15 protein-coding genes and 1 other RNA gene are annotated in these 20,171 nt (G+C 45.9%); 10 read left to right on the top strand and 6 right to left on the bottom strand.

The window, feature by feature from the left end:
• Positions 1-31 precede the first annotated feature (31 nt).
• Entirely contained in the window at positions 32-1,477 is a 1,446-nt protein-coding gene (locus HMPREF1640_RS05825; protein WP_036893190.1) for a Do family serine endopeptidase, read from the bottom strand.
• Positions 1,478-1,777: 300 nt separating this feature from the next.
• Here HMPREF1640_RS05825 and rnpB point away from each other — a divergent pair.
• The 3 genes from rnpB to HMPREF1640_RS05815 all read left to right on the top strand — a co-directional run bounded on the left by rnpB (position 1,778) and on the right by HMPREF1640_RS05815 (position 3,074).
• An RNA gene (gene rnpB / locus HMPREF1640_RS12550) (RNase P RNA component class A) lies at positions 1,778-2,153 on the top strand.
• Positions 2,154-2,210: 57 nt separating this feature from the next.
• Positions 2,211-2,660 carry a hypothetical protein gene (locus tag HMPREF1640_RS05820; RefSeq protein ID WP_036893189.1) on the top strand — a complete coding sequence of 150 codons (450 nt, stop codon included), beginning with the start codon at positions 2,211-2,213 and terminating at the stop codon, positions 2,658-2,660.
• Between the two features lie 6 nt (positions 2,661-2,666).
• A complete protein-coding gene (locus HMPREF1640_RS05815) occupies positions 2,667-3,074 on the top strand; it encodes a YkvA family protein (RefSeq protein ID WP_036893187.1) in 408 nt (135 codons plus the stop codon).
• Positions 3,075-3,271: 197 nt separating this feature from the next.
• Here the strand turns inward: HMPREF1640_RS05815 and secA are convergent, their stop codons facing one another.
• The 3 genes from secA to HMPREF1640_RS05800 form a co-directional block, all read right to left on the bottom strand.
• A complete protein-coding gene (gene secA, locus HMPREF1640_RS05810) occupies positions 3,272-6,610 on the bottom strand; it encodes a preprotein translocase subunit SecA (protein WP_036893273.1) in 3,339 nt (1,112 codons plus the stop codon).
• A 234-nt stretch (positions 6,611-6,844) separates the two neighbouring features.
• The gene (locus HMPREF1640_RS05805) at positions 6,845-8,242 is read right to left on the bottom strand and encodes an alkaline phosphatase family protein (protein WP_036893184.1); all 1,398 of its coding nucleotides are present in this window, start codon (positions 8,240-8,242) and stop codon (positions 6,845-6,847) included.
• Positions 8,239-9,408 (bottom strand): DUF4105 domain-containing protein, encoded by a 1,170-nt coding sequence (locus HMPREF1640_RS05800; RefSeq protein WP_052051725.1) that lies wholly within the window; start codon positions 9,406-9,408, stop codon positions 8,239-8,241. The genes HMPREF1640_RS05805 and HMPREF1640_RS05800 overlap by 4 nt, the downstream gene beginning before the upstream one ends.
• 306 nt (positions 9,409-9,714) lie before the next feature.
• On the opposite strand from HMPREF1640_RS05800, the gene HMPREF1640_RS05795 reads away from it, so the two are divergent.
• The 4 genes from HMPREF1640_RS05795 to HMPREF1640_RS05780 all read left to right on the top strand — a co-directional run bounded on the left by HMPREF1640_RS05795 (position 9,715) and on the right by HMPREF1640_RS05780 (position 15,249).
• Positions 9,715-11,025 (top strand): hypothetical protein, encoded by a 1,311-nt coding sequence (locus HMPREF1640_RS05795; protein WP_036893180.1) that lies wholly within the window; start codon positions 9,715-9,717, stop codon positions 11,023-11,025.
• A gap of 3 nt (positions 11,026-11,028) precedes the next feature.
• Positions 11,029-11,688 (top strand): LPS export ABC transporter periplasmic protein LptC, encoded by a 660-nt coding sequence (locus tag HMPREF1640_RS05790; RefSeq protein ID WP_052051724.1) that lies wholly within the window; start codon positions 11,029-11,031, stop codon positions 11,686-11,688.
• Between the two features lie 55 nt (positions 11,689-11,743).
• The gene (locus HMPREF1640_RS05785) at positions 11,744-12,973 is read left to right on the top strand and encodes a hemolysin family protein (RefSeq protein WP_197051488.1); all 1,230 of its coding nucleotides are present in this window, start codon (positions 11,744-11,746) and stop codon (positions 12,971-12,973) included.
• 134 nt (positions 12,974-13,107) lie between these two features.
• On the top strand, positions 13,108-15,249 hold the full coding sequence (locus HMPREF1640_RS05780) for a peptidylprolyl isomerase (RefSeq protein WP_036893177.1): 2,142 nt from the start codon (positions 13,108-13,110) through the stop codon (positions 15,247-15,249).
• Positions 15,250-15,555: 306 nt separating this feature from the next.
• On the opposite strand, the gene HMPREF1640_RS13915 is transcribed toward HMPREF1640_RS05780, so the two are convergent.
• Positions 15,556-16,719 carry a GNAT family N-acetyltransferase gene (locus HMPREF1640_RS13915; protein ID WP_081935291.1) on the bottom strand — a complete coding sequence of 388 codons (1,164 nt, stop codon included), beginning with the start codon at positions 16,717-16,719 and terminating at the stop codon, positions 15,556-15,558.
• Between the two features lie 48 nt (positions 16,720-16,767).
• Positions 16,768-17,181 (bottom strand): hypothetical protein, encoded by a 414-nt coding sequence (locus HMPREF1640_RS05765; RefSeq protein WP_197051487.1) that lies wholly within the window; start codon positions 17,179-17,181, stop codon positions 16,768-16,770.
• A 300-nt stretch (positions 17,182-17,481) separates the two neighbouring features.
• On the opposite strand from HMPREF1640_RS05765, the gene HMPREF1640_RS05760 reads away from it, so the two are divergent.
• Genes HMPREF1640_RS05760 through HMPREF1640_RS05750 form a run of 3 tightly spaced genes read left to right on the top strand, consistent with a single transcriptional unit; the run spans position 17,482 to position 20,097 of the window.
• Positions 17,482-17,694 carry a helix-turn-helix transcriptional regulator gene (locus HMPREF1640_RS05760; RefSeq protein WP_036893176.1) on the top strand — a complete coding sequence of 71 codons (213 nt, stop codon included), beginning with the start codon at positions 17,482-17,484 and terminating at the stop codon, positions 17,692-17,694.
• Positions 17,691-19,034 (top strand): DNA cytosine methyltransferase, encoded by a 1,344-nt coding sequence (locus tag HMPREF1640_RS05755; RefSeq protein ID WP_036893175.1) that lies wholly within the window; start codon positions 17,691-17,693, stop codon positions 19,032-19,034. Before HMPREF1640_RS05760 ends, HMPREF1640_RS05755 begins: the two co-directional genes overlap by 4 nt.
• The gene (locus HMPREF1640_RS05750; protein ID WP_036893174.1) at positions 19,015-20,097 is read left to right on the top strand and encodes an HpaII family restriction endonuclease; all 1,083 of its coding nucleotides are present in this window, start codon (positions 19,015-19,017) and stop codon (positions 20,095-20,097) included. The genes HMPREF1640_RS05755 and HMPREF1640_RS05750 overlap by 20 nt, the downstream gene beginning before the upstream one ends.
• The last annotated feature ends 74 nt before the right edge of the window (positions 20,098-20,171 follow it).

The following is a 20,171-nucleotide window of genomic DNA, read 5'->3' as shown; positions in this document are numbered from 1 at the left end:
CGAATTTATTGTTTAGCGTTTGTTGACCTTGTTAGTCTTCGCTTATTTTGATGGCTTTGTAGTCTGTCTTGCCTGAAGGCCACATTCCCGTGATGAAGAGCACTGGCGACTTGCTTGTCGACGCGTCCTTGACAGCTTCTTGCAGATCGGAAATCTTTTTCATTGGTTTGTCGTTAGCGTTTATGATGATAAAGCCATTGCTAATGCCACCCTTCTTAAAGGCTCCGTTCTTCACGTCTTTCACCTGCAAGCCGTAGCTTATGCCAAGCTCTTTCTTCGTGTTGTCATCAATGGGCATGACCTTGGCTCCAAGCACGTCGAGGTCTGCGGTGCGCATCACTTTGGTGTTGCCCTGCTGGTTCTTCACCGTGACGGTCTTGCTCATCTTCTTCTTGTTGTGAATCCAACTGATTGTAGCCTTGTCGCCGGGGCGTTTGTTGTTGATGATCTCTTGCAGCTCTGACATCTTGGTCACTTTCTTGCCGTCAATGCCGTTGAGCACGTCGCCTGCTTTGACGCCAGCTTCCGCCGCTGCGCCATTGTCCTCAACCTCTACGACATACACTCCCTCGTTGGTTCCGAGGTTGGGCACGTCTTTGTCTTGTCTCTTCAGATTGTCAAGGTATATGTTGACATCCTGTCCTTTGATGCCAATGAAAGCTCGTTGCACGGTGCCATATTTCTTCAGGTCGTCCACCACCTTGTTCATGATGGCCGTTGGGATGGCAAAGCCATAGCCAGCGTATGACCCTGTCTCGGAATAGAGCATGGCGTTGATGCCAATAAGCTCACCCTTGGTGTTGACCAATGCGCCGCCTGAGTTGCCACGGTTGATGGCCGCATCGGTCTGGATGAAACTTTCCACGCCATTCTGATAGAGCGATCGGCCTTTGGCGCTAACGATGCCCGCGGTAACGGTGTTGTTGAGGCCGAAGGGGTTTCCTACCGCTATGACCCACTCTCCAACTTTGATTTTGTCGGAGTCGCCGATGGGAAGCGTTGGCAAGTTCTTGCCGTTAATCTTGATTAGCGCGAGGTCTGTGTTGGGGTCCGTGCCGATAATGCGAGCGTTGAACTCGCGGTTGTCCTCGAGCGTGACGGTTAGCTCGTCTGCGCCGTTCACCACGTGATTATTTGTTACGATATATCCGTCACTGCTAATGATGACGCCAGAGCCGGTGCCTTCTTTTTTTTGAGGCATTGATGGGCGGCGTTGGCCGAAGAACCCAAACGGATCTGAGAAAAAGTCAGAGAATGGGTCCATTTGCACGCGCGATGGTTCGTCCTTCGCGTTTTGCACGAATCTGATATGAACCACGGCTGGCAGCGCCTTGTCGGCTGCGTAAGTTAAATCGACAGGTTGTCCCGCCATTGCCACCTCGTTGGTCGAAGCGCTTGCTTTGATAAAAGAACTTGCGGAAAATACCAATGCGACGACGCACAGGCCGGCAACCCAATAATTTGAGATTTTTTTCATTCTTTACTATTTTTATTTGTTGTTTAATTTGATGTCGAATTGTTATCAATGGACCATCCTATGTTATACAATGGCTTGATGTGTCATTATACAATGATAGTCTTTGCAAATATAGGATCAAAAAGCATGAATGTGCCAATTTGTCTTATCATTTTATCCGTATTTAACAATTGTATTTTAGGGGTTAACGGCTCTTAAGCAGAAAGCGAATGGTTTTTACATTCGTTTATACACAAATAAAAAAAATGACTGTTTAGTGCGCCCTTCTCGGATAAAATCGTTACATTTGCACATCGTAACGCAGTGCCCCGGCTCTGTCGCTGGCATCGTTTTAAGATGCGAGAGGAAAGTCCGGGCAGCAAAGGGCGCTCCACTTCTGAAAGTAGAAGCTATTGGTGACAGTAGGTGTAGGCAGAAGAAAATAACCGCCACTCCTTGTGAGTGGAAAGGGTGAGAAGGTGGTGTAAGAGACCACCGGGTGGCGGGTGATCGCCATGCCGTGCCGTCTGGAGGCTGCAAGTTCATGTATACCGTCGTCAATAGGGCTGCCCGCTCGATGCTCTGCAACGACGGAGGGTAGAACGCTGGAGTTGCGAGGTGACTCGCAATGTAGATAAATGATGGGGCTCCTCTCTTGTGGGGGATACAGAACCCGGCTTATCAGGGCACTGTTTTACTTTTTTAGACTATTTATTCGCAATAAATCTTAGTTTTACAAGTTGTCTTTTCATGTATGAAAGAGTTGCGGCCCAATATATTGAACGACTATGATCACGTGGTGACCTCACTTGTGGAGCGGTATGGAGACACTGCCGGTTTTCCGCAATTGGAGGCTTATAACGTAACCAAAGAATCAGTGGAGGATTATCTTTTCGGCTATCAGGCCATATTGGATGGCGAGGGTTCGCAACGTTCGCGGCAAACCATGTATGGCCTCATGGCATCGCTGCCCATAATATTGCTCAGCGCTTTTCCCATGGAGACGTTGCCATGGAGGTCGGAAACAATTTCGTTGATGGTAGGTGTTGGCGTGGGTTTGGCGTTGGCCTTGATAATGAGGGCTTTCAGAATTGGCGTGAAAAAATCGAGACTCAAAAATCTGCGGAATGCCAATGCTGACGTGGCTAACTATGTGGAAGCGATAATGAAATGGAAAAATGATAATATAACTGATAACATTTGAGTAAGTATGAAAAACGTAGATTTGCCCGATTTTATGAAGTACAAGGATAAATTCACAAATAATGGTTTTGTGGAGAAAATCTCGCATGTGGCCAAGCGCGCGGGAGCCAAGTTTGTATATGGCGCTTTGGTACTTTACTATACATTGGAGAGTGATAAAGTGTCAGTAAAAGACAAGGCTATTATCGTGGGCGCGCTGGGCTATCTCATCAGTCCGTTGGATGTTATTCCGGACGCTATACCAATAGCTGGACTAAGCGATGACCTGGCCGTGCTCATCTATGTGTTGGACAAAGTTTGGGGAAGTGTTTCGGACGAGATAAAGGAAAAGGCTTACGCCAAGCTAAGCAAGTGGTTTGATGAGGACGAAGTGGCGGAGGCTAATCACCTCTTTGACAAATCGGATGATAAATAGCTTGTTGGAAAGGACGTCTACTAATATTATACGAAAAGAAGCCGATAGGGCACCTTGGCATGTAACGGTGGTATGGAAGCCCGATGTTTTTTGAACGGAAAGAGCGGGCGCGCGTTCTCCGATCCAATTTAATAAACTAAAAAGAGATGTTGCTACACAGTGGGCAACATCTCTTTTGATGATAGGTCAGGGGATGTCTATCTCAGTCCCTTGCCATGACAATTCTTAAACTTCTTGCCACTGCCACATGGGCATGGGTCGTTGGGACGCGGCATCTTGTCGTGTACGATGGGTTGGTGGCGCTGTTGGGCATGCTCGCGGGTGTCCTGGTTGGCAGCTTGCTGTTGTGCCCGTCGCACCTCGTCGTAATCGTCTTTTTGCTCATTGTAACGCTGTGCCGGCCTCTCTTCCTCGCCAACTTCTTGCACTTGCTGTTGTACCTGAATGGGAATTTGTCCGCGCATCAAGAAACTTGATATGCGATTGTTCATGTCGTCTATCATGCTGTCCCAAAGCTTGGCACTTTCCAGCTTGAATATGAGCAGTGGGTCTTTTTGCTCGTACGAAGCGTTTTGCACGCTGTGACGAAGCTCGTCGAGCTGGCGCAAATTCTCTTTCCAGCAGTCATCAATGATGCTTAGCATGACAAACTTCTCGAACTCCTTGACGATGTTCTTGCCCTCGGTTTCGTAAGCCTCTTTCAGGTTGACACGAAGCTGTATCACTTTTCGGCCGTCCGTGATGGGGACAAGGATAAACTGGTAAGTGTCGCCTTGATTTTCGTACACATCTTTGATCACGGGATAAGCGTCGGCCTTAATGCGATCGGCCTTGCGCTTGAAAGAAGCCATCGCGCTTTGGAAAGCGCGCTCCTCCAAAGCGGGCCTGTCGCCATTCTCAAACTCGTCCTCGTTGAACGGAATTTCCATGGACAGCACTTCGAAAAAAACTTCTTTTGCGCCTTGGTAATCGTTGTTCTCGATAATGTTGACCACGCGATCCCAAATGATATTGGAAATGTCCATGCCGATACGTTCGCCCATCAAGGCGTGACGCCGCTTTTCGTAGATGACAGTACGTTGCTTGTTCATCACGTCATCGTACTCAAGAAGGTGCTTACGTATGCCAAAGTTATTTTCCTCCACTTTTTTCTGAGCGCGCTCGATACTCTTTGAAATCATGGAGCTCTCTATGCGCTCACCGTCTTCAAAGCCCAAGCGGTCCATCACTTTGGCGATGCGCTCACTGCCGAACTTGCGCATCAAGTCGTCTTCAAGCGATACGTAGAACACGGAGGAACCGGGGTCGCCTTGACGTCCGGCGCGTCCGCGGAGCTGGCGATCCACACGCCTGCTCTCATGGCGAGTGGTGCCAATGATGGCCAAACCTCCAGCCTCTTTTACCTCGGGTGACAGCTTGATATCTGTACCGCGACCAGCCATGTTGGTGGCAATGGTCACGGCGCCAAGTCCATTGGTGGACTGTCCGGCGTCTGCCACGATTTGTGCCTCCTTTTGATGGAGCTTGGCATTGAGCACTTGGTGGTTGATTTTGCGCATGGATAGCATTTTGGAGAGTAGCTCTGAGATTTCCACGGAGGTGGTTCCTACGAGACAGGGACGTCCTTGTTTCCTCATTTCTTCCACTTCCTCGATGACGGCGCGGTATTTTTCGCGATTTGTCTTGTACACACGGTCTTCAAGATCACGACGAACCACTGGCTTGTTGGTAGGTATCTCTACTACGTCAAGCTTGTAAATGTCCCAAAACTCGCCTGCCTCCGTGCTCGCCGTGCCAGTCATGCCAGCCAACTTGTGATACATGCGGAAGTAGTTTTGCAGCGTGATGGTGGCGTAGGTTTGCGTGGCGGCCTCAACGTGCACGTGCTCTTTGGCCTCGATGGCTTGGTGAAGTCCGTCGCTCCAGCGTCTTCCTTCCATGATGCGTCCTGTTTGCTCGTCCACAATTTTCACCTCTCCATTCATCACGACGTACTCGTCATCTTTGTTGAACATGGTGTAAGCCTTGAGCAATTGCTGCAATGTATGGACGCGGTCGCTCTGTACGGCGTAATGATTTAGCATGTCATCTTTCTTGTCCAAGCGTTCTTGGTCGGAAAGATTGGTTTCGTTTTCAAGTGCGGATAGTTGTGCCGCAATGTCTGGCAGCACGAACAAATCCCTGTCTTTAACCTGTTTTGCCAACCAATCAGTGCCTTTGTCGGTAAGATCTGCGCTGTTGAGTTTTTCGTCTACGACAAAATACAGTGGCTTAACAGCCTCGGGCATGCGGCGGTTGTTGTTTTCCATGTATGTCTCTTCTGTTTTCTGAAGACCCAACTTGATGCCTTCTTCTGAGAGATATTTAATGAGCGCTTTGTTTTTGGGCAGAGCTTTGAAAGACCTAAAAAGACTCAAGAATCCCTCGTCAATCTTATCTTGGTTCTTGCTCTCTCTGCCCTCGGCGATTTTCTGCCGGGCATCGGCGAGCAATTCTGTGGCTTGCTTGCGTTGAACCTCGTATAGACGTTCTACCAAAGGTTGGTATTCCTCGTACATTTGGTCGTCGCCTTTGGGAATTGGGCCAGAGATGATAAGGGGAGTTCGGGCATCGTCGATCAGCACGGAGTCGACCTCGTCGACAATGGCGAAATTGTGTCTGCGCTGTACCAAATCTTTGGGAGACAGTGCCATGTTGTCGCGCAAATAATCAAAGCCAAACTCGTTGTTGGTACCAAAAGTGATGTCGGCTCTATATGCCTTTCGACGCTCTTCGGAGTTGGGTTGATGCTTGTCGATACAGTCTACGGACAGGCCATGGAACTGATAGAGCGGCCCCATCCACTCCGAGTCGCGCTTGGCCAAATAATCATTGACAGTCACCATGTGTACGCCATTGCCCGTTAGGGCGTTGAGAAATACAGGCAGGGTTGCTACAAGTGTTTTTCCCTCGCCAGTGGCCATTTCTGCGATTTTACCTTGGTGAAGAGCGATGCCACCGAAAATTTGCACGTCATAGTGCACCATGTCCCACTTGGTCTTGTTGCCACCGGCGGTCCATTCGTTGTGGTAGATGGCCTTGTCGCCATCAATCGAAATGAAATCATTGGCTGGGTTTGCGGCCAGCTCGCGGTCGAAGTCTGTCGCCGTGACAACTATTTCCTCGTTCTCCGCAAAACGTCGGGCGGTGTCTTTTACTATGCTGAATGCCACGGGCATGACCTCGTCGAGTACTTTTTCAAGTGCTTCAAGCATGTCTTTGTCTTGCTTGTCTATTTCTGCGAAGATGGGTTCGCGCTCATCAATGGGCGTTTCTTCTATTTTGGCTTTCAGTTCTTTTATTTTTTCAAGAAATGGTTTGGCGGCGGCTTGCACGTGCTCGCGTATTTCCTTGCTCTTGGCGCGCAAGTTGTCATTGCTGAGTTTCTCAATGTCGGGATAGGCTTCTTTAACCTTTTCAACTTGGGGTTGAATAAGTTTCATGTCTCTGTTTGACTTGTTGCCAAAGAGAGATGTTAGAATTTTGTTGAAGTTCATATACTGTTTTATTATTTTTTTGCGGTGGTGATATATGTGATTATGATGCAAAATTACGAAAAGTTTTGTTTATTTAGGGATAAACAAATGATAATTTGACTGTTACCTTGGTAGAAAGGCTTGCGAGATAATTTTTTGCGACAAGGCGAAATGTCGTGCGTGATATTTCACACGCGTGTAACTTGCCGTTCTTGTCTTCCAAATTCTTGTATTCTATCCTTCATTTATTCATCCTCAAAATAATGGGGCTGCATTGCATGCGTTGGGAGCTCGGATACGGATGGCCTTGGCGATAGTCGGCGCAATTCGGTCTACGGTTATTTGAGTGGACACGCGTTGAGACTTGATGCCTATTCCCATGAATACAATGGGGAATGGCATGAAGCCCGCGCGATTGGTGAATGTTTGTTGTGTGTCTTCGTTAAGCAATTTCCATCCGGGCGCCACCTCGATGATGATATCGCCGCTAATGGTGGGATTAAATCCGTTTCGGATTTTCAAGATGTCTGTATTGCCATCAAGCAGACGGTCGCTTGTGTATATGTCTGCCACGCCGGCGTTTTGCGCAAGAAACTCTCTGCTGCGGCTGAGCACTTCTGAGATAGATACCCTTTTCTGATCAATCAACTTATGATTGAAATACAGTTGATTGCCGTAAATCTGCTCGACATAACGCCCTTGGCCGTAAATGGCGCCAAGATAAATGTTGAGAAGGTTGGCTGTACGGTTTATGTAGAATGTTCCAGTGGGTATGTGATACTTCGTCAAGTCGGCTATGCTTTCATCTGTGTAGCCCGTCGAGGTTACGACAATGAGTACCTTGTCAAGCCCTATCTGTTTTTCTATACCTGTGAGAAGTCGTTCCAAACTGTTGTCGAGCTGCATATACACGCTTTCCATCTCAGTTTGCCAATGAGCCACCGGCATGTTATCTGGCTTGGTTGCCGACAATGACACGTAGAGCATGTCTGACACATTGTCCTTGCCCATAGCTGTCGCCGTGATGGCATGGAGAGACGCGTCTACCACTTGGTCGTTGCGATTGACAAGTGTGGAGCTGGCACTTTTCAGTTTGTTGTATGCTTTCATCCATTTGGGCATGCCGGGATAATAGGTCGAGGTTTGCCATGTGCCACCCTTGTTTAGCCAAAACGCTCCGTCGGCCGCGTGCCCAGCGGCCAAGATAGCCATGTCTTTTTCCGCCGCGAAAGAATATACGATGGCTGCGCCATTGGTGCTTACCTTTAGCTCGTCGCCGACAGTGGATGTCTGTAAACGTCTTGGAGAATTAACGTGTTTGGTGTCGTCAACGCAGAAAACGGGTTGGAGGGTTTCTCGATCAAGCCATCTTGAGCTAACGATACCATTATAATAAGGTGTTGTTCCTGTCGACAACGTGGCTGTAGCCGACGATCTGTCCACAGGCGAGAATGGATAGCCCGCCCCGTCGTAGACCAATCCTTCGTGCATAACTCGTCGTAGGCCACCGGCGCAATAGAGTGGGGCGAAAGCGTCTATATAGTCGGTACGCAGTTGGTCAATGGTGATATTGACAACAAGCCGGGGCGCAAGCTGGAAGGCTTGCATCTCAGCCGATGTAATAGCCGCTAATATAAAAGCCAAATATCTCATGTCTTCTGTGTGGGATATTTATAGATAAACCTGTTGGCCACTACTCTTGCAAGCAAAGCCAGTGCCAAGAAGTTCATTCCTTCTGCGTAATTTTGAAAAACAGATCCTATGAAAAACAATATGACGCATACTCCTAACACATCCCAAAACCAATGGTATTTGTGTTTTGCGGCTTGTCTCGCGACGGAATATACAAATATTATTGACAAAGGATTAAGTAATAAAATTTGCAGGTTCAGGCTCACCGTCGGATGCTTGGAGAAAATCATGGCAAAAAGAATGAGCCCCGGTATGCCGTCGAGAGTTAACAATGTCACGTCTATTAGCCAAAATGTCTTGCGCCGATAACACTCGTACGCTGTTGTCAAGAATATGACAACAGCGAGAATGGCAAAGAGCATGCGAGGCGATATGCTGTCCCAAACGCTCTGTTCTGTTGTGGAATCTTGCGCGTTGCCCTTCAACACCTCGAAGGTGGAGTCCACCAAGGCGTGCTTTTGTTGGGTTGGCTCCAAAACGATGGCATGCTCAAAGTCAGCCCGCAAGCTATCTGGTAAAAATTGTCTTGCGGCAAAATCATTTCTCATGTCTGCCTTCACGCCTAAAAGTAAGTCTTTGCCAAAACGTGCCCAACGATGATTCTCTGTCCATTGATGAACCATCTCCCGATAAGAGCAGCGCAAGTTCGTTCTACCAACGTAGACAACTTTTCCACTCAAATGATTGACAAGCATGTCGCGTGCCCTTGTCGTGCAATTGTCATAAAAGTAGTTATATCGGTATACTCGATTTGCTGGCGAGCAGTTTTCGGCGATAGCTTGGATGATCTGAGTTTTTTCTTCAGGCGAAAGATTTAGCCTTTGCTGCACCACCGTGCGGCCTTGGCGGGCATATTCCGTTAAAAACATGGGGAATGGGGCTATTCCTACACTGTAGTCGGTGAGCCCGAAAATGAAGCGAATGATAAAGTTCTTTTGGTTGTAATCAAACAATCCGTAGTTCACGGCGACATCCTCGCCATTGCTCTTGTCTTGGATGCGAATGGCCGAGTGCCCGTAAAGGCTCCACACCTCATTTCCCGGAGAGCAGGTAAGCAAACTTATTTCCACGCTGTCCATACGCACTCCTTGCGAAGGGAAATTTTGCGCATGGACGCTCGCGGTCATAATTGTAAAAGCCGCGAGGCAAAGTGCTCTTGAAAAAAAATTGAAATGTTTCACGATGCAAAAATACCTTATTATTTTTAGTTAACGTGCTTTTGTTTCGTTTTTTTTCAATACTTTTGCAGTTACTTTTATAAAAACAAAGCTATTTGATGTTTGGCGGAAATTAAGTGTCTTGGATTATGCTCACGGCAAGTGTCTTTTTTGATGTGCCATGTGCGATAATTGTCTGCGCACCGAGGGTTGGCGGTCGAACATTTATAGGTATTGCATAGATTTGATAAGAAAATAAAACGAAATATTCTTGCAATGAACAGATACGTGATGGCCATTTTTCTGATGGCGGTAATTGCTCATGGAGCATCTGCGCAGAGCGGCACGAAGTCGCCATATAGCCAGTTTGGTTTGGGGTTGCAGGCAGATCAGTCTTCAAGTTTCAATCGAGGCATGGACGGATTGGGTATAGGCTTTCGAGAGCGCAATCAGGTAAATAGTCTGAACCCGGCTGCATATTCGGCTATAGACAGCCTCTCTTTTATTTTTGACGCTGGTATATCCGGCCAACTTTCAAATTATATCGAGAGAAACAAGAAGGTCAATGCAAAAACCGCTAACGTGGAATATATAGTGGCGGGCTTTCGGTTGGCTCGGCATTTGGGGTTTAGTTTTGGGTTGCTTCCTTACACTAATGTTGGCTATTCCTATACTGTAAGTCAGCAACTTGACGACGCAAACAAGACGACGGCCAACAATACGTACCAAGGTCATGGCGGCTTGCGGCAGGTCTATCTGGGCTTGGCTTGGGAAATTTTCCGTGGATTGTCCATAGGTGTCAATGGTAGTTACTTGTTTGGCGACTATGCCAAAACCATGTTAAGCGCTTATAGCGATGGCTACGCCAATGTCCTTACTCAAAAATACACGGCGGATGTGCGAAATTACAAGTTGGATTTTGGCGTGCAATATACTGCCAACCTGGGTAAGAAAGATGCTTTGACGCTTGGCATGGTATATGGTTTGGGGCACAGGATAGGCGGCAATCCCAAAATGGAGCTGATTACCACCAACAGCCAAACGGGAGTCGCTGACACGGCCACGTACCAAGGCTCGGATGGGAATAAATTGTATTTGGAAATCCCTCGCAGCTTTGGCGTCGGGTTAATGTATAATCATAACAGTGTTTTCAAATTTGGATTTGACTATAGATTGCAGCGATGGGGCAGGGTTTCAAGCCCGATTACGCGGGTAGGCAAAGACAATCTCACCACCTACACCATGCAAACCGGTGCATATAAAGACCGCCATAAAATGACCGTTGGTGTTGAGTTATGTCCTGAAACGTCCAGTCGCAACTTGGCCAAGAGCATGCGCTATAGAATTGGAGCGTCGTATGCCACTCCTTATTATTATATAAACGGGCAGGATGGTCCGAAAGAAATCGGCGCAAGTGTAGGCGTAGGCATTCCTGTTGCCAATGGATACAATAATCGGTCTATTTTGAATGTTAGTTTCCAATGGGCTCGACAAGCTGCCAATAACTATATCAAGGACAATACATTCCGCATTAATATCGGGTTTACTTTTAATGAGCGATGGTTTGCTAAATGGAAGGTGGATTAATCCATGGTGCGTCGTTTAACAATTTTACATTATATAATAGTCTTTGCCGCAATCTTGTTTTTTGTCTCGTGTGAGAAACAAGTGGAGCACACTGCTCCTGCCATTAATGACCGAGATTCGGCATCGGTCATGACAACATGGGGTGTAAACACTCTTATTTCTGATTCTGGCGTTATTAAATATCGTATCGTAACCGAGCGTTGGGAGGTAAATCAGGTGCGCACGCCATCTCGGTGGATATTTGACAAAGGTCTTTTCCTCACGCAGTTTGATGAGAAATTCCATGTGCATGCATATGTACAGTGTGATACGGCCTATTATTACGACTCTCAACATTTGTGGGAGTTGAGGTCGCGTGTACGCATATTGACAAAAGATGGGTTGAGGTTCAGTAGCGAACGACTTTTCTGGGACGAAACCAACCATGAGCTTTATTCCAACGTTTATTCACGTCTTATCACGCCAGAACGTACTTTGGAGGGAACTTACTTTCGCTCAGATGAGCGGATGACACGTTATTACGTATCAAATTCCAAGGGTTCTTTTGAGCGGAGTGACATTGACAGTTCCACGGACGGTTCGGATTCCGCTCGTATTATGCAAGACAGTATATTGAAAAATCTGCGCCACCAGGCCACCCCAATTCGAATTTCAAGCAATTAAAATATTCATTTTGGAACAGATTTCTTTACCTCTCGTTTTGGGAATAATGGTTAGCATGTTGTTCAGCGCTTTCTTTTCTGGCATGGAGATAGCTTTTGTCTCCAGTAATAGAATGTTGGCCGAAATGGACAAAGAGAAGAATCGGATTTCCCAAAAACTTATATCATTCTTTTATCGCCATGCCAATGGCTTTGTCTCGACAATGCTTGTGGGCAATAACGTGGTGTTGGTTATATATGGCATTCTGTTCGCCCGATTTTTCGACAACACCCTTTTCAGGGGGCTTGACGCGGGCATGCAAGTCACGCTCAATACCATATGTTCCGCCCTCGTGGTTCTTTTCACGGGAGAATTTGTGCCTAAAACGCTTTTCAAGAGTAACCCAAATAGGTTGCTCGCCTTTTTTGCGCCCATAGCGTTTTTGTTTTATATTATTCTTTGGCCAATCAGCAAGTTTGCCACACTCCTTTCAAAAGTTCTCATGAGATTGGTGGGTATTCGTCTTGTAAAAGACGACGATGACGAGGGATTTACCAAGGTGGACCTCGATTATCTCGTCCAATCGTCCATTGACAGCGCACCAGACGACAGGTTGGTGGAAGACGAGGTTAAGATCTTTCAAAACGCTCTTGACTTTCCTGACACGCGCGTGCGCGATTGCATGATGCCGAGAACGGAAATAGAGGCTGTCGATATGAACGACTGTACGCTCGAGGAGCTCAGACAAAAATTTGTCGAGAGTGGAAAGTCTAAAATCATTGTCTACAAAGACGATATAGATCATATAGTGGGATACATCCATGCACAGGAGATGTTCAGGCAGCCAGGTCGTTGGCAAGACCGTGTACGCACAATGCCTTTCGTGCCAGAGACCATGACCGCCCAAAAACTAATGCGAATTTTTTTACAACAAAAAAAGAGCCTCGGAATTGTTGTAGACGAATTTGGTGGTACCAGTGGCCTCATCTCGCTTGAAGATATTGTGGAGGAAATTTTCGGTGACATCCAAGACGAGCACGATGTTGACAACTATGTAGCCAAGCAGATAGGCGACGGTGATTATATTCTTTCGGCACGTCTTGAAATAGACCGTATCAATGAGATGTTCAACCTTGATTTGCCCAAGAGCGACGAATACATGACCCTTGGAGGCTTGATTTTGCATCATTATCGCAGTTTCCCTAAACTTAACGAAGTTGTAAAAATAGATAAATATAATTTCAAGATTATAAAAAACACCATGACCAAGATAGAGCTTGTAAGGCTACATATTGATACGCAATAAATAGTCTAATTGTAATTTCTTCGTGGAAAGTTCCCTCGTTTGGTATTTAATTAGTAAATTTGTACACATTTTACCAAGTATGTGTGTACTGGTCAATAAATAGAAAATACAAATAAAATAAACAATAAATTCAAATGGCAGCATTAGGAAAAATAAGAAGCAGAGGTGTTACCCTGATTATTATCATTGGTTTTGGCCTTTTTGCTTTCATCGCCGAAGAAGCTTTTCGCTCTTGTGAGTCGTCTCGCAACAATCAACGACAGCAAGTCGGCGAAGTGTTAGGAAACAAAATCAGTTACGAGGAGTTCGCCAAGCTTGTGGACGAGGCGCAAGAAGCCATGAAACTCATGGGGCAAGAAAATCTCAACGACGCCCAGCTGAACCAGCTTCGCGATCAAGTTTGGCAAGGATATGTTCAGTTTGAGCTTATCAAGAACGAGTGCGACAAGCTTGGTCTCACCGTTACAGATGCAGAGCTCCAGAATGTTATTAGCGACGGCACTAACCAATTGCTACTTTCCACACCCTTTGTCAATCAGCAAACAGGGCGTTTCGATGCTAACCAGTTGAAACAATTCTTGGCTCAGTATGAGGTTCAAAAAAAATCCAACCCTCAGGTCGCGCAGCAAATGCAAGCCATTTACAAATATTGGACATACGTTGAGAAGACCCTGCGCCAGCAGCTTCTTATGCAAAAATACAACGGATTGTTTGCCCATTGCTTCCTCTCTAACCCTGTGGAGGCCAAGATGAGCTATGACGAAGAGAGCATAGAAAGCCATATCCGGTTAGCTTCTTATCCATATTCCAGCGTTCAAGACTCCAAGGTGAAAATATCAGACGCGGACCTCAAAAAACGCTATGACGAGGTCAAGGATCGCTATCGCCAGTATGTGGAGAGTCGCGACATTAAATATGTAAGCGTGCCAATCTATGCCTCCGCTGCCGATCGCGCCGCTCTTCGTAAGCAGTTTGACGGCTATTTCAAGGAGCTTGCCACAGCTGCGGACCCATCGGATGTGGTTCGTAAGAGCACGTCCGCGATACCTTATCTCGGCATACCTGTCGCCAAGGACGCTTTCCCCTCGGACATTGCGGAAAAACTTGATTCTATGTCAGTAGGCCAAACCATGGGTCCTGTGGAGAATAAGCAAGACAATACGATGAACTTGGTGAAATTGGTAGCCAAGACACAGTTGCCCGACTCTGTCAAGTTCCGCGCCATTCAGGTTGGTGGCAACACGGTCGAGGAGGCTCACAAGCGTGCCGACTCCATTTATACGGCTCTCAACGCGGGCGCCGATTTCGCGGCTCTTGCCAAGAGGTATGGACAGGAGGGTGGCGAGCAGTGGCTCACTACGCGCCAGTATCAAAACGCTCCATCCATGGATAAGGATACCAAGGGTTATCTCGCCGACTTGATGAGCATGGGGGTTAACAGCACAAAGAATGTGCGGCTTGCCCAAGGCAATATCATCGTGCAGGTGCTTGATCGTCGCAACATGATTAGTAAATATACCGTTGCGGTTATCAAGAAGCCTATAGACTACTCCAAGGAGACTCGTGGCGAGATATTTAACAAGTTCAGTTCTTTCGCCAGTGCCAACCAAACCTCCGAAGCCATTGTCAAAAACGCGGCAAAGAGTGGTTACAATGTACAGGAAGCCAAGGATGTTACCACGGCCCAGCACTATTTGGCAGGCATCAGCTCTACGCGCGATGCCATGAAATGGCTCTTCGACGCGCACGAGGGCGATGTCTCTCAGATGTATGAGTGTGGTGAGAATGGAAATAACCTTCTCATAGTAATCTGTGATAAAATCCATCCAATAGGCTATCGTGATCTCAGCGATCCACAAGTTAGGGAAGATGTAAAGCAAGACGTGATGCGCCAAAAGAAAGCGGAGATTTTGTTGGCCAAGATAAAAAATGTGAAGAGCATCGCGGCCGCAAAAGCGCGAGGAGCGCTTGTTTCAGAAGTGAGCCAAGTTACATTTGCCGCCCCGGTGTTTGTTCAGGCCACGGGTTCCAGCGAGCCGGCGTTAAGTGGCGCCGTTTACGCTACAAAGCCTGGAGCGTTCTGCGCGCGGCCGGTGCAAGGACAGGCAGGTGTATACCAATTCCAAGTATTGCAACGTAACCGCAACGCTTCAAAATATGACGAGAAGGCACAAGAGGCCAAACTTCGCCAGAAAGCGTTGCAATACGCCGGAAATTACATGAATGAGCTTTATATCAACGGTAAGATTGTAGACAACCGTTACTTGTTCTTCTAAAGCAATTTTAAATAAATATCCAACAATGTTTTTATGAAGCCACGACATTTTGATAAAAGTGTCGTGGCTTCGTAATTTTTATGCTCATTCAACGTGGAGTTGTTGTTGTGCCTTTCGGCTTCCCGTTCAATCAGGCAAATGCGTTAGTTTATAAGAAAGTTTGTTTGGTCAACCTTGCGGTAGGTTATAAAGGTCAATGTGGCTTGTGTCCGGAAACTTCCACGTACCCCCCAACTTCTTATGCTCTTTCAAGCCAGCTCCAAGTTGCATCCTTCTAAAATAGATGAGAATAAATTTAGGAACAGATCACATCACTGGGCTTCTGTCGTCCACAATAGTGCAGTCGCGGCTCAAAATGTCATAACGCCAGCACGTGCTCTCATGGTCATTGATGATGCCGATGGCCTGCAAAAAGCTGTATATGATAACCGAACCGATAAAATTGAAGCCCCTTTTTTTCATGTCTTTCGCCACTTTGTCCGACAGGTCGTTGCTTTTGGGGACCTCTCGCTGGTGTGATGGATAGATGAGCGACCGCCCTTGTGTAAACGACCAAACATACCGGTCGAAGCTGCCAAACCTTTTCGCCACCTTCATAAAAGCCTTGGCATTGTCAATCATGGCTTCTATCTTGCTCCGCGAACGTATCATCCCCTCGGTCTGCATGATGCGGTCCACGTCGTCTGTCGTAAACTCAGCCACCTTGGACGCGTCAAAGTTGGCGAAGCATTGGCTGAACACTTCCCTGCGTTGCAACATCATTTGCCAAGAGAGACCGCATGACATGGTCTCCATAATCAGGTACATGAAGTGCTTTCGCTCATCGTGCACGGGTACTCCCCATTCCTCGTCGTGGTACTTTTCGGATAGTTCGTCATGCTTGGCCCAAGCACATTTCGTGGGGTATTGCAGGTGTCTCATGGCGTGACCGCCCCACTCGGAGTCGTCCACGTGCACAAACCCCACTCGGTTGTAGAGTCGCTCCGCTTTTGGATTTCCTTTGTCCACAAGAAGCCCTACCGGTTTTTGTCCCCCATGCCGCTTGATGACGGCTTGTAACAACAGGGTGGCGATGCCGCGTTTCTGATACTCAGGCTTGACGGCCAACGAGTCAATGTAATATTCCTCGGGGCCGGTCTCGTCAAGCATGCCCTCGAAATCTTGGTCCAAATGCGTGCGCGCGGCTTGGAAAAAAGCCTTGCGCAAACGCTCCAGGTCCTTGCCATCGTATACCACGCAGGCGCCGGCGATTTTCCCCTCGTTGTCCATGGCCACCAATGTGTTGCGATAACTGTGCTGGCTTTCTTCCATTTCCACCAGCCCTGTCATCATGCGGTGAAAATCGTCAAGTGTGTGTCGGTTTCCGCAGAAGTTTTGGCAGCAATCGTGGTTCATGGCTAACATGACCAACGTGGCTATTTCTGACGCCTGCTCGGGTTTGGCAGGCGCGATAGTGAAATTCGATTTCATAGGTGATGTTGTGTTTCTTAAACGATCTTCGCGTCGTTGGCGCGTGTTTTATCTGTTGATAATCTGTTTAGCGATATTTTTTTGTTTTTGGTAAAAAAGCGTTTGCTCGGCTTCTGTCACAGGTGTGTAGGCTGACAAGACGCGCGCCATGCGATCCACGTCGGTGGGTATAGGCTGTTTGGCTTTTTTGCGAGCCTCCACGCTTTTGCTTATCTCGTAGGCCGCTCGGGTGGGCGATGGCATTTGCAACAGTTCGGCCAGATGATAGCGGTTGGCCATGTTATAGTTTTCTTTGGGCTGTTGTGCCACGGCTTGGCATAGTAGGGCCACGCGATCGGCGGCGTTGGGCATCAGCTCTGCCAATTCCGCGTAAAGATAGCTATCGTCATATTTTCGGAGCAATTGCTTGTATATGGCGATGGCCTGCGATTTGAGTCGTACCCTAACATAGAGTTGCGCCAAGTGCCGCAGGTTATCTTTGTTGCTCGGGTTGTGTTGCAGCGATTTTCTAAAAAAATACGCTAAAATCTGCCGAATAGCTTAAAATGAGCAATTTATGAGTTTTTCACCTCAATAGAGGTAATGATTTGGCAATGGTGCTAATTTCTTCAATGCGCATAGCATTGCTTGCCTAACAACTCTTTTTTCATGTGCAAAGGTAATATCTGTATCCGAGAAAAGCAAAAATATAGAGTTAAAAAATTATATTTAGGCATTTAAATGATAATAGTTCATTATCTTTGCACGCAAAAAGAACATACAATGGATGTAAATCGTTTAAAGATAGTTTTGGTTGAACAGAAACAAACCAGTAAATGGTTAGCAGAGCAGTTAGGAGTAAATCCTTCAACTGTTTCTAAGTGGTGCACAAACACTTCACAACCTCCGCTGGAAACATTAATTCAAATAGCACAGCTTTTGAATGTTGATGTTAAAGAACTGATTCGCATACCTCAAAAGACAAATAGAAAATGACAAAAATAAATAATGTTTTTTCTTTGTTCGATTTTTGTAAAAAGAGAGCAGACAAACTACAGATATACGGAGAAGAAACACTTGATGAAGAAAGGAATATTATTCCTTTTATTGACCAAGCTGCTTTGATAACACATTACTTGCAACTAAGAAATAAAAATGTAAATATGCCTTATGAGCAACAAGCAAAGGGTATATTGGATTTGTGGTACGAATTTGTAAAGGGGGAACAGAAAAAGAAGCCAAAGAACTTTAATTTCGTAGGGGAATCTTCTGCTGCTATTCAAGGGTACTTGTTTCCAGATTTGTTTCAAGCTCCATTCCAAGCTCCTGCAAATCCAAAGTTCACATTTATTGATTTGTTTGCAGGAATAGGTGGCTTTAGAATGGCTTTCCAGAATCTGGGTGGAGAATGTGTATTTTCATCAGAGTGGGACGAACAAGCAAAAAAGACATATTATGCAAACTATGGCGAAGTGCCTTTTGGCGATATAACGAAAGAAAGCACAAAGAATAAAATTCCTAAAGGTTTTGATATTCTTTGTGCAGGCTTCCCATGTCAGGCTTTCTCTCTTGCAGGAAAACGTTTAGGCTTTGAAGAAACCAGAGGAACGTTATTTTTTGATGTCGCAGAAATACTTCGTAGGTATCAACCTAAAGCTTTCTTCCTTGAAAATGTAAAGGGACTTGTCATTCATGACAAAGGCAAAACATTAAAAACAATATTAAATACTTTGGATGAAGTTGGCTATGTAGTGCCAAATCCAGAGATAGTAAATGCAATGTACTTTGGAGTTCCACAACATCGTGAAAGAATTTACATTGTAGGTTTCAGGAAAGACCTTGGTATAAAGAAGGAAGATTTCTCTTACCCAATACAGAAAGAGGTTACGAAAAAATGGATTGATGTTAGAGAGGAAAATCCTGTTCCTGCCAAGTACTATCTTTCCACAACATACATAGATACTCTGATACGGCATAAAGCTCGCCATGAAGCTAAAGGACATGGTTTCGGCTATGATATAATTCCTGATGATGGCATTGCACATGCAATTGTCGTAGGAGGAATGGGAAGAGAGTGCAATCTTGTTATTGACTTCCGCCAAAAAGATTTAACACCAACAACAAGAATCAAAGGAGAAGTAAATAAGCAAGGGTGGCGCAAGATGACCCCAAGAGAATGGGCTCGTCTGCAAGGCTATCCAGATAATTTTAGAATAGTAGTTGCTGATGCTTCGGCATACAAGCAATTTGGTAATAGTGTAGCTGTGCCCGCTATTCAGGCTACAGCAAGTCAATTACTTAAAACATTGAAAGAACATGGCTATATCGGGAAATAAAGGTGAATGGAGTGAAATATACACTTTGTTCAAGTTATTAGGAGAAGGAAAGGTTCATGCTGGTGGTGCCGACATGAACAAGTTGGATTTGTACTATCCTATTCTCAATATTATTCGTGAAGAAAGCAAGAAATATGAGTACAAGCCCGACACAGACCAACATATAGTAGTTATAGATGAGGACGGTTGTGAATTCGCAAGAATATCCATGAACAAATTTTTGGAAGAATCCTCTAAATTACTTGAAGAGATAAAAACGGCAAATGACCGTGCCTTTACACTACCTGCGACAGAATCTTTTATGACAGAGATAGGTTGTTCAAAGCTAAAAGCACCTTCAAAGGACAAAGCAGACATTCATATTATTATCCACGATTTGCGTACAAATATGACTCCGCTCTTGGGATTTAGCATCAAATCCCAATTGGGTAGTGCCTCTACACTTTTGAATGCAGGAACAACAACCAATATCACGTATAAGATTGTCGGAACCAAACTCAGTGACGTTGATATCGAGGAGATCAATGCCATCATGGGGCATCTTCCAAGAATGGAAGCTATTTTTAATAAAGGTTGCGACTTGGAGTATAACGACATCGAGCATCCTATCTTCAAGAATAATCTTCTGTTTTTGGATAGTTGTATGCCTCAATTTATAGCAGATTGCTTATTGATAGATAGTTTGCCCAATTCCAAATCTTCCATCAATGAATGTGTGGCAGAAGTAGCCAAGCATAACCCTTTTAAATTTAATGGCAAAAATGTGGAGGCGTTTTATGCCCACAAGATGAAAGTACTTCTCCTTGATGCTGCGCTCGGCATGACACCTGCCAAGGAATGGACAGGCAGATATGATGCCAATGGAGGCTATCTTGTCGTACGCAAGGATGGCGAGATTGTTTGCTATCATTTCTACAATCGTAATGATGTGGAAGATTATCTTTATAACAATACTCGTTTTGAACGAGCAAGCAGAAGTCGCTATGGCTTTGGTTATGTTTATAAAGGAAGTGATGGCTGTGCTTATGTGAAACTAAACTTACAAATTAGATTCAAAAAATAGCCCGTAGAGTCAACCAGCAAGTGCAAAATTACAAAACGTGTTTGAAGAATTCGCACTTAGGTGTAGAAAAGTTT

It is taken from the genome of Prevotella sp. S7-1-8 (genome assembly GCF_000758925.1).
In the GTDB taxonomy this organism is placed as follows: Bacteria; Bacteroidota; Bacteroidia; order Bacteroidales; family Bacteroidaceae; genus Prevotella.
Note: the sequence above shows the minus strand (reverse complement) of the source record. Positions and strands in the feature narration are given on the sequence as shown.

Excerpts from the sequence above, each read along its gene's own strand:
- HMPREF1640_RS05825 (WP_036893190.1), bottom strand. The coding sequence starts at position 1,477 with ATGAAAAAAATCTCAAATTATTGGGTTGCCGGCCTGTGCGTCGTCGCA.
- HMPREF1640_RS05820 (WP_036893189.1), top strand. The coding sequence starts at position 2,211 with ATGAAAGAGTTGCGGCCCAATATATTGAACGACTATGATCACGTGGTG.
- HMPREF1640_RS05815 (WP_036893187.1), top strand. The coding sequence starts at position 2,667 with ATGAAAAACGTAGATTTGCCCGATTTTATGAAGTACAAGGATAAATTC.
- secA (WP_036893273.1), bottom strand. The coding sequence starts at position 6,610 with ATGAACTTCAACAAAATTCTAACATCTCTCTTTGGCAACAAGTCAAAC.
- HMPREF1640_RS05805 (WP_036893184.1), bottom strand. The coding sequence starts at position 8,242 with ATGAGATATTTGGCTTTTATATTAGCGGCTATTACATCGGCTGAGATG.
- HMPREF1640_RS05800 (WP_052051725.1), bottom strand. The coding sequence starts at position 9,408 with ATGACCGCGAGCGTCCATGCGCAAAATTTCCCTTCGCAAGGAGTGCGT.
- HMPREF1640_RS05795 (WP_036893180.1), top strand. The coding sequence starts at position 9,715 with ATGAACAGATACGTGATGGCCATTTTTCTGATGGCGGTAATTGCTCAT.
- HMPREF1640_RS05790 (WP_052051724.1), top strand. The coding sequence starts at position 11,029 with ATGGTGCGTCGTTTAACAATTTTACATTATATAATAGTCTTTGCCGCA.
- HMPREF1640_RS05785 (WP_197051488.1), top strand. The coding sequence starts at position 11,744 with ATGTTGTTCAGCGCTTTCTTTTCTGGCATGGAGATAGCTTTTGTCTCC.
- HMPREF1640_RS05780 (WP_036893177.1), top strand. The coding sequence starts at position 13,108 with ATGGCAGCATTAGGAAAAATAAGAAGCAGAGGTGTTACCCTGATTATT.
- HMPREF1640_RS13915 (WP_081935291.1), bottom strand. The coding sequence starts at position 16,719 with ATGAAATCGAATTTCACTATCGCGCCTGCCAAACCCGAGCAGGCGTCA.
- HMPREF1640_RS05760 (WP_036893176.1), top strand. The coding sequence starts at position 17,482 with ATGGATGTAAATCGTTTAAAGATAGTTTTGGTTGAACAGAAACAAACC.
- HMPREF1640_RS05755 (WP_036893175.1), top strand. The coding sequence starts at position 17,691 with ATGACAAAAATAAATAATGTTTTTTCTTTGTTCGATTTTTGTAAAAAG.
- HMPREF1640_RS05750 (WP_036893174.1), top strand. The coding sequence starts at position 19,015 with ATGGCTATATCGGGAAATAAAGGTGAATGGAGTGAAATATACACTTTG.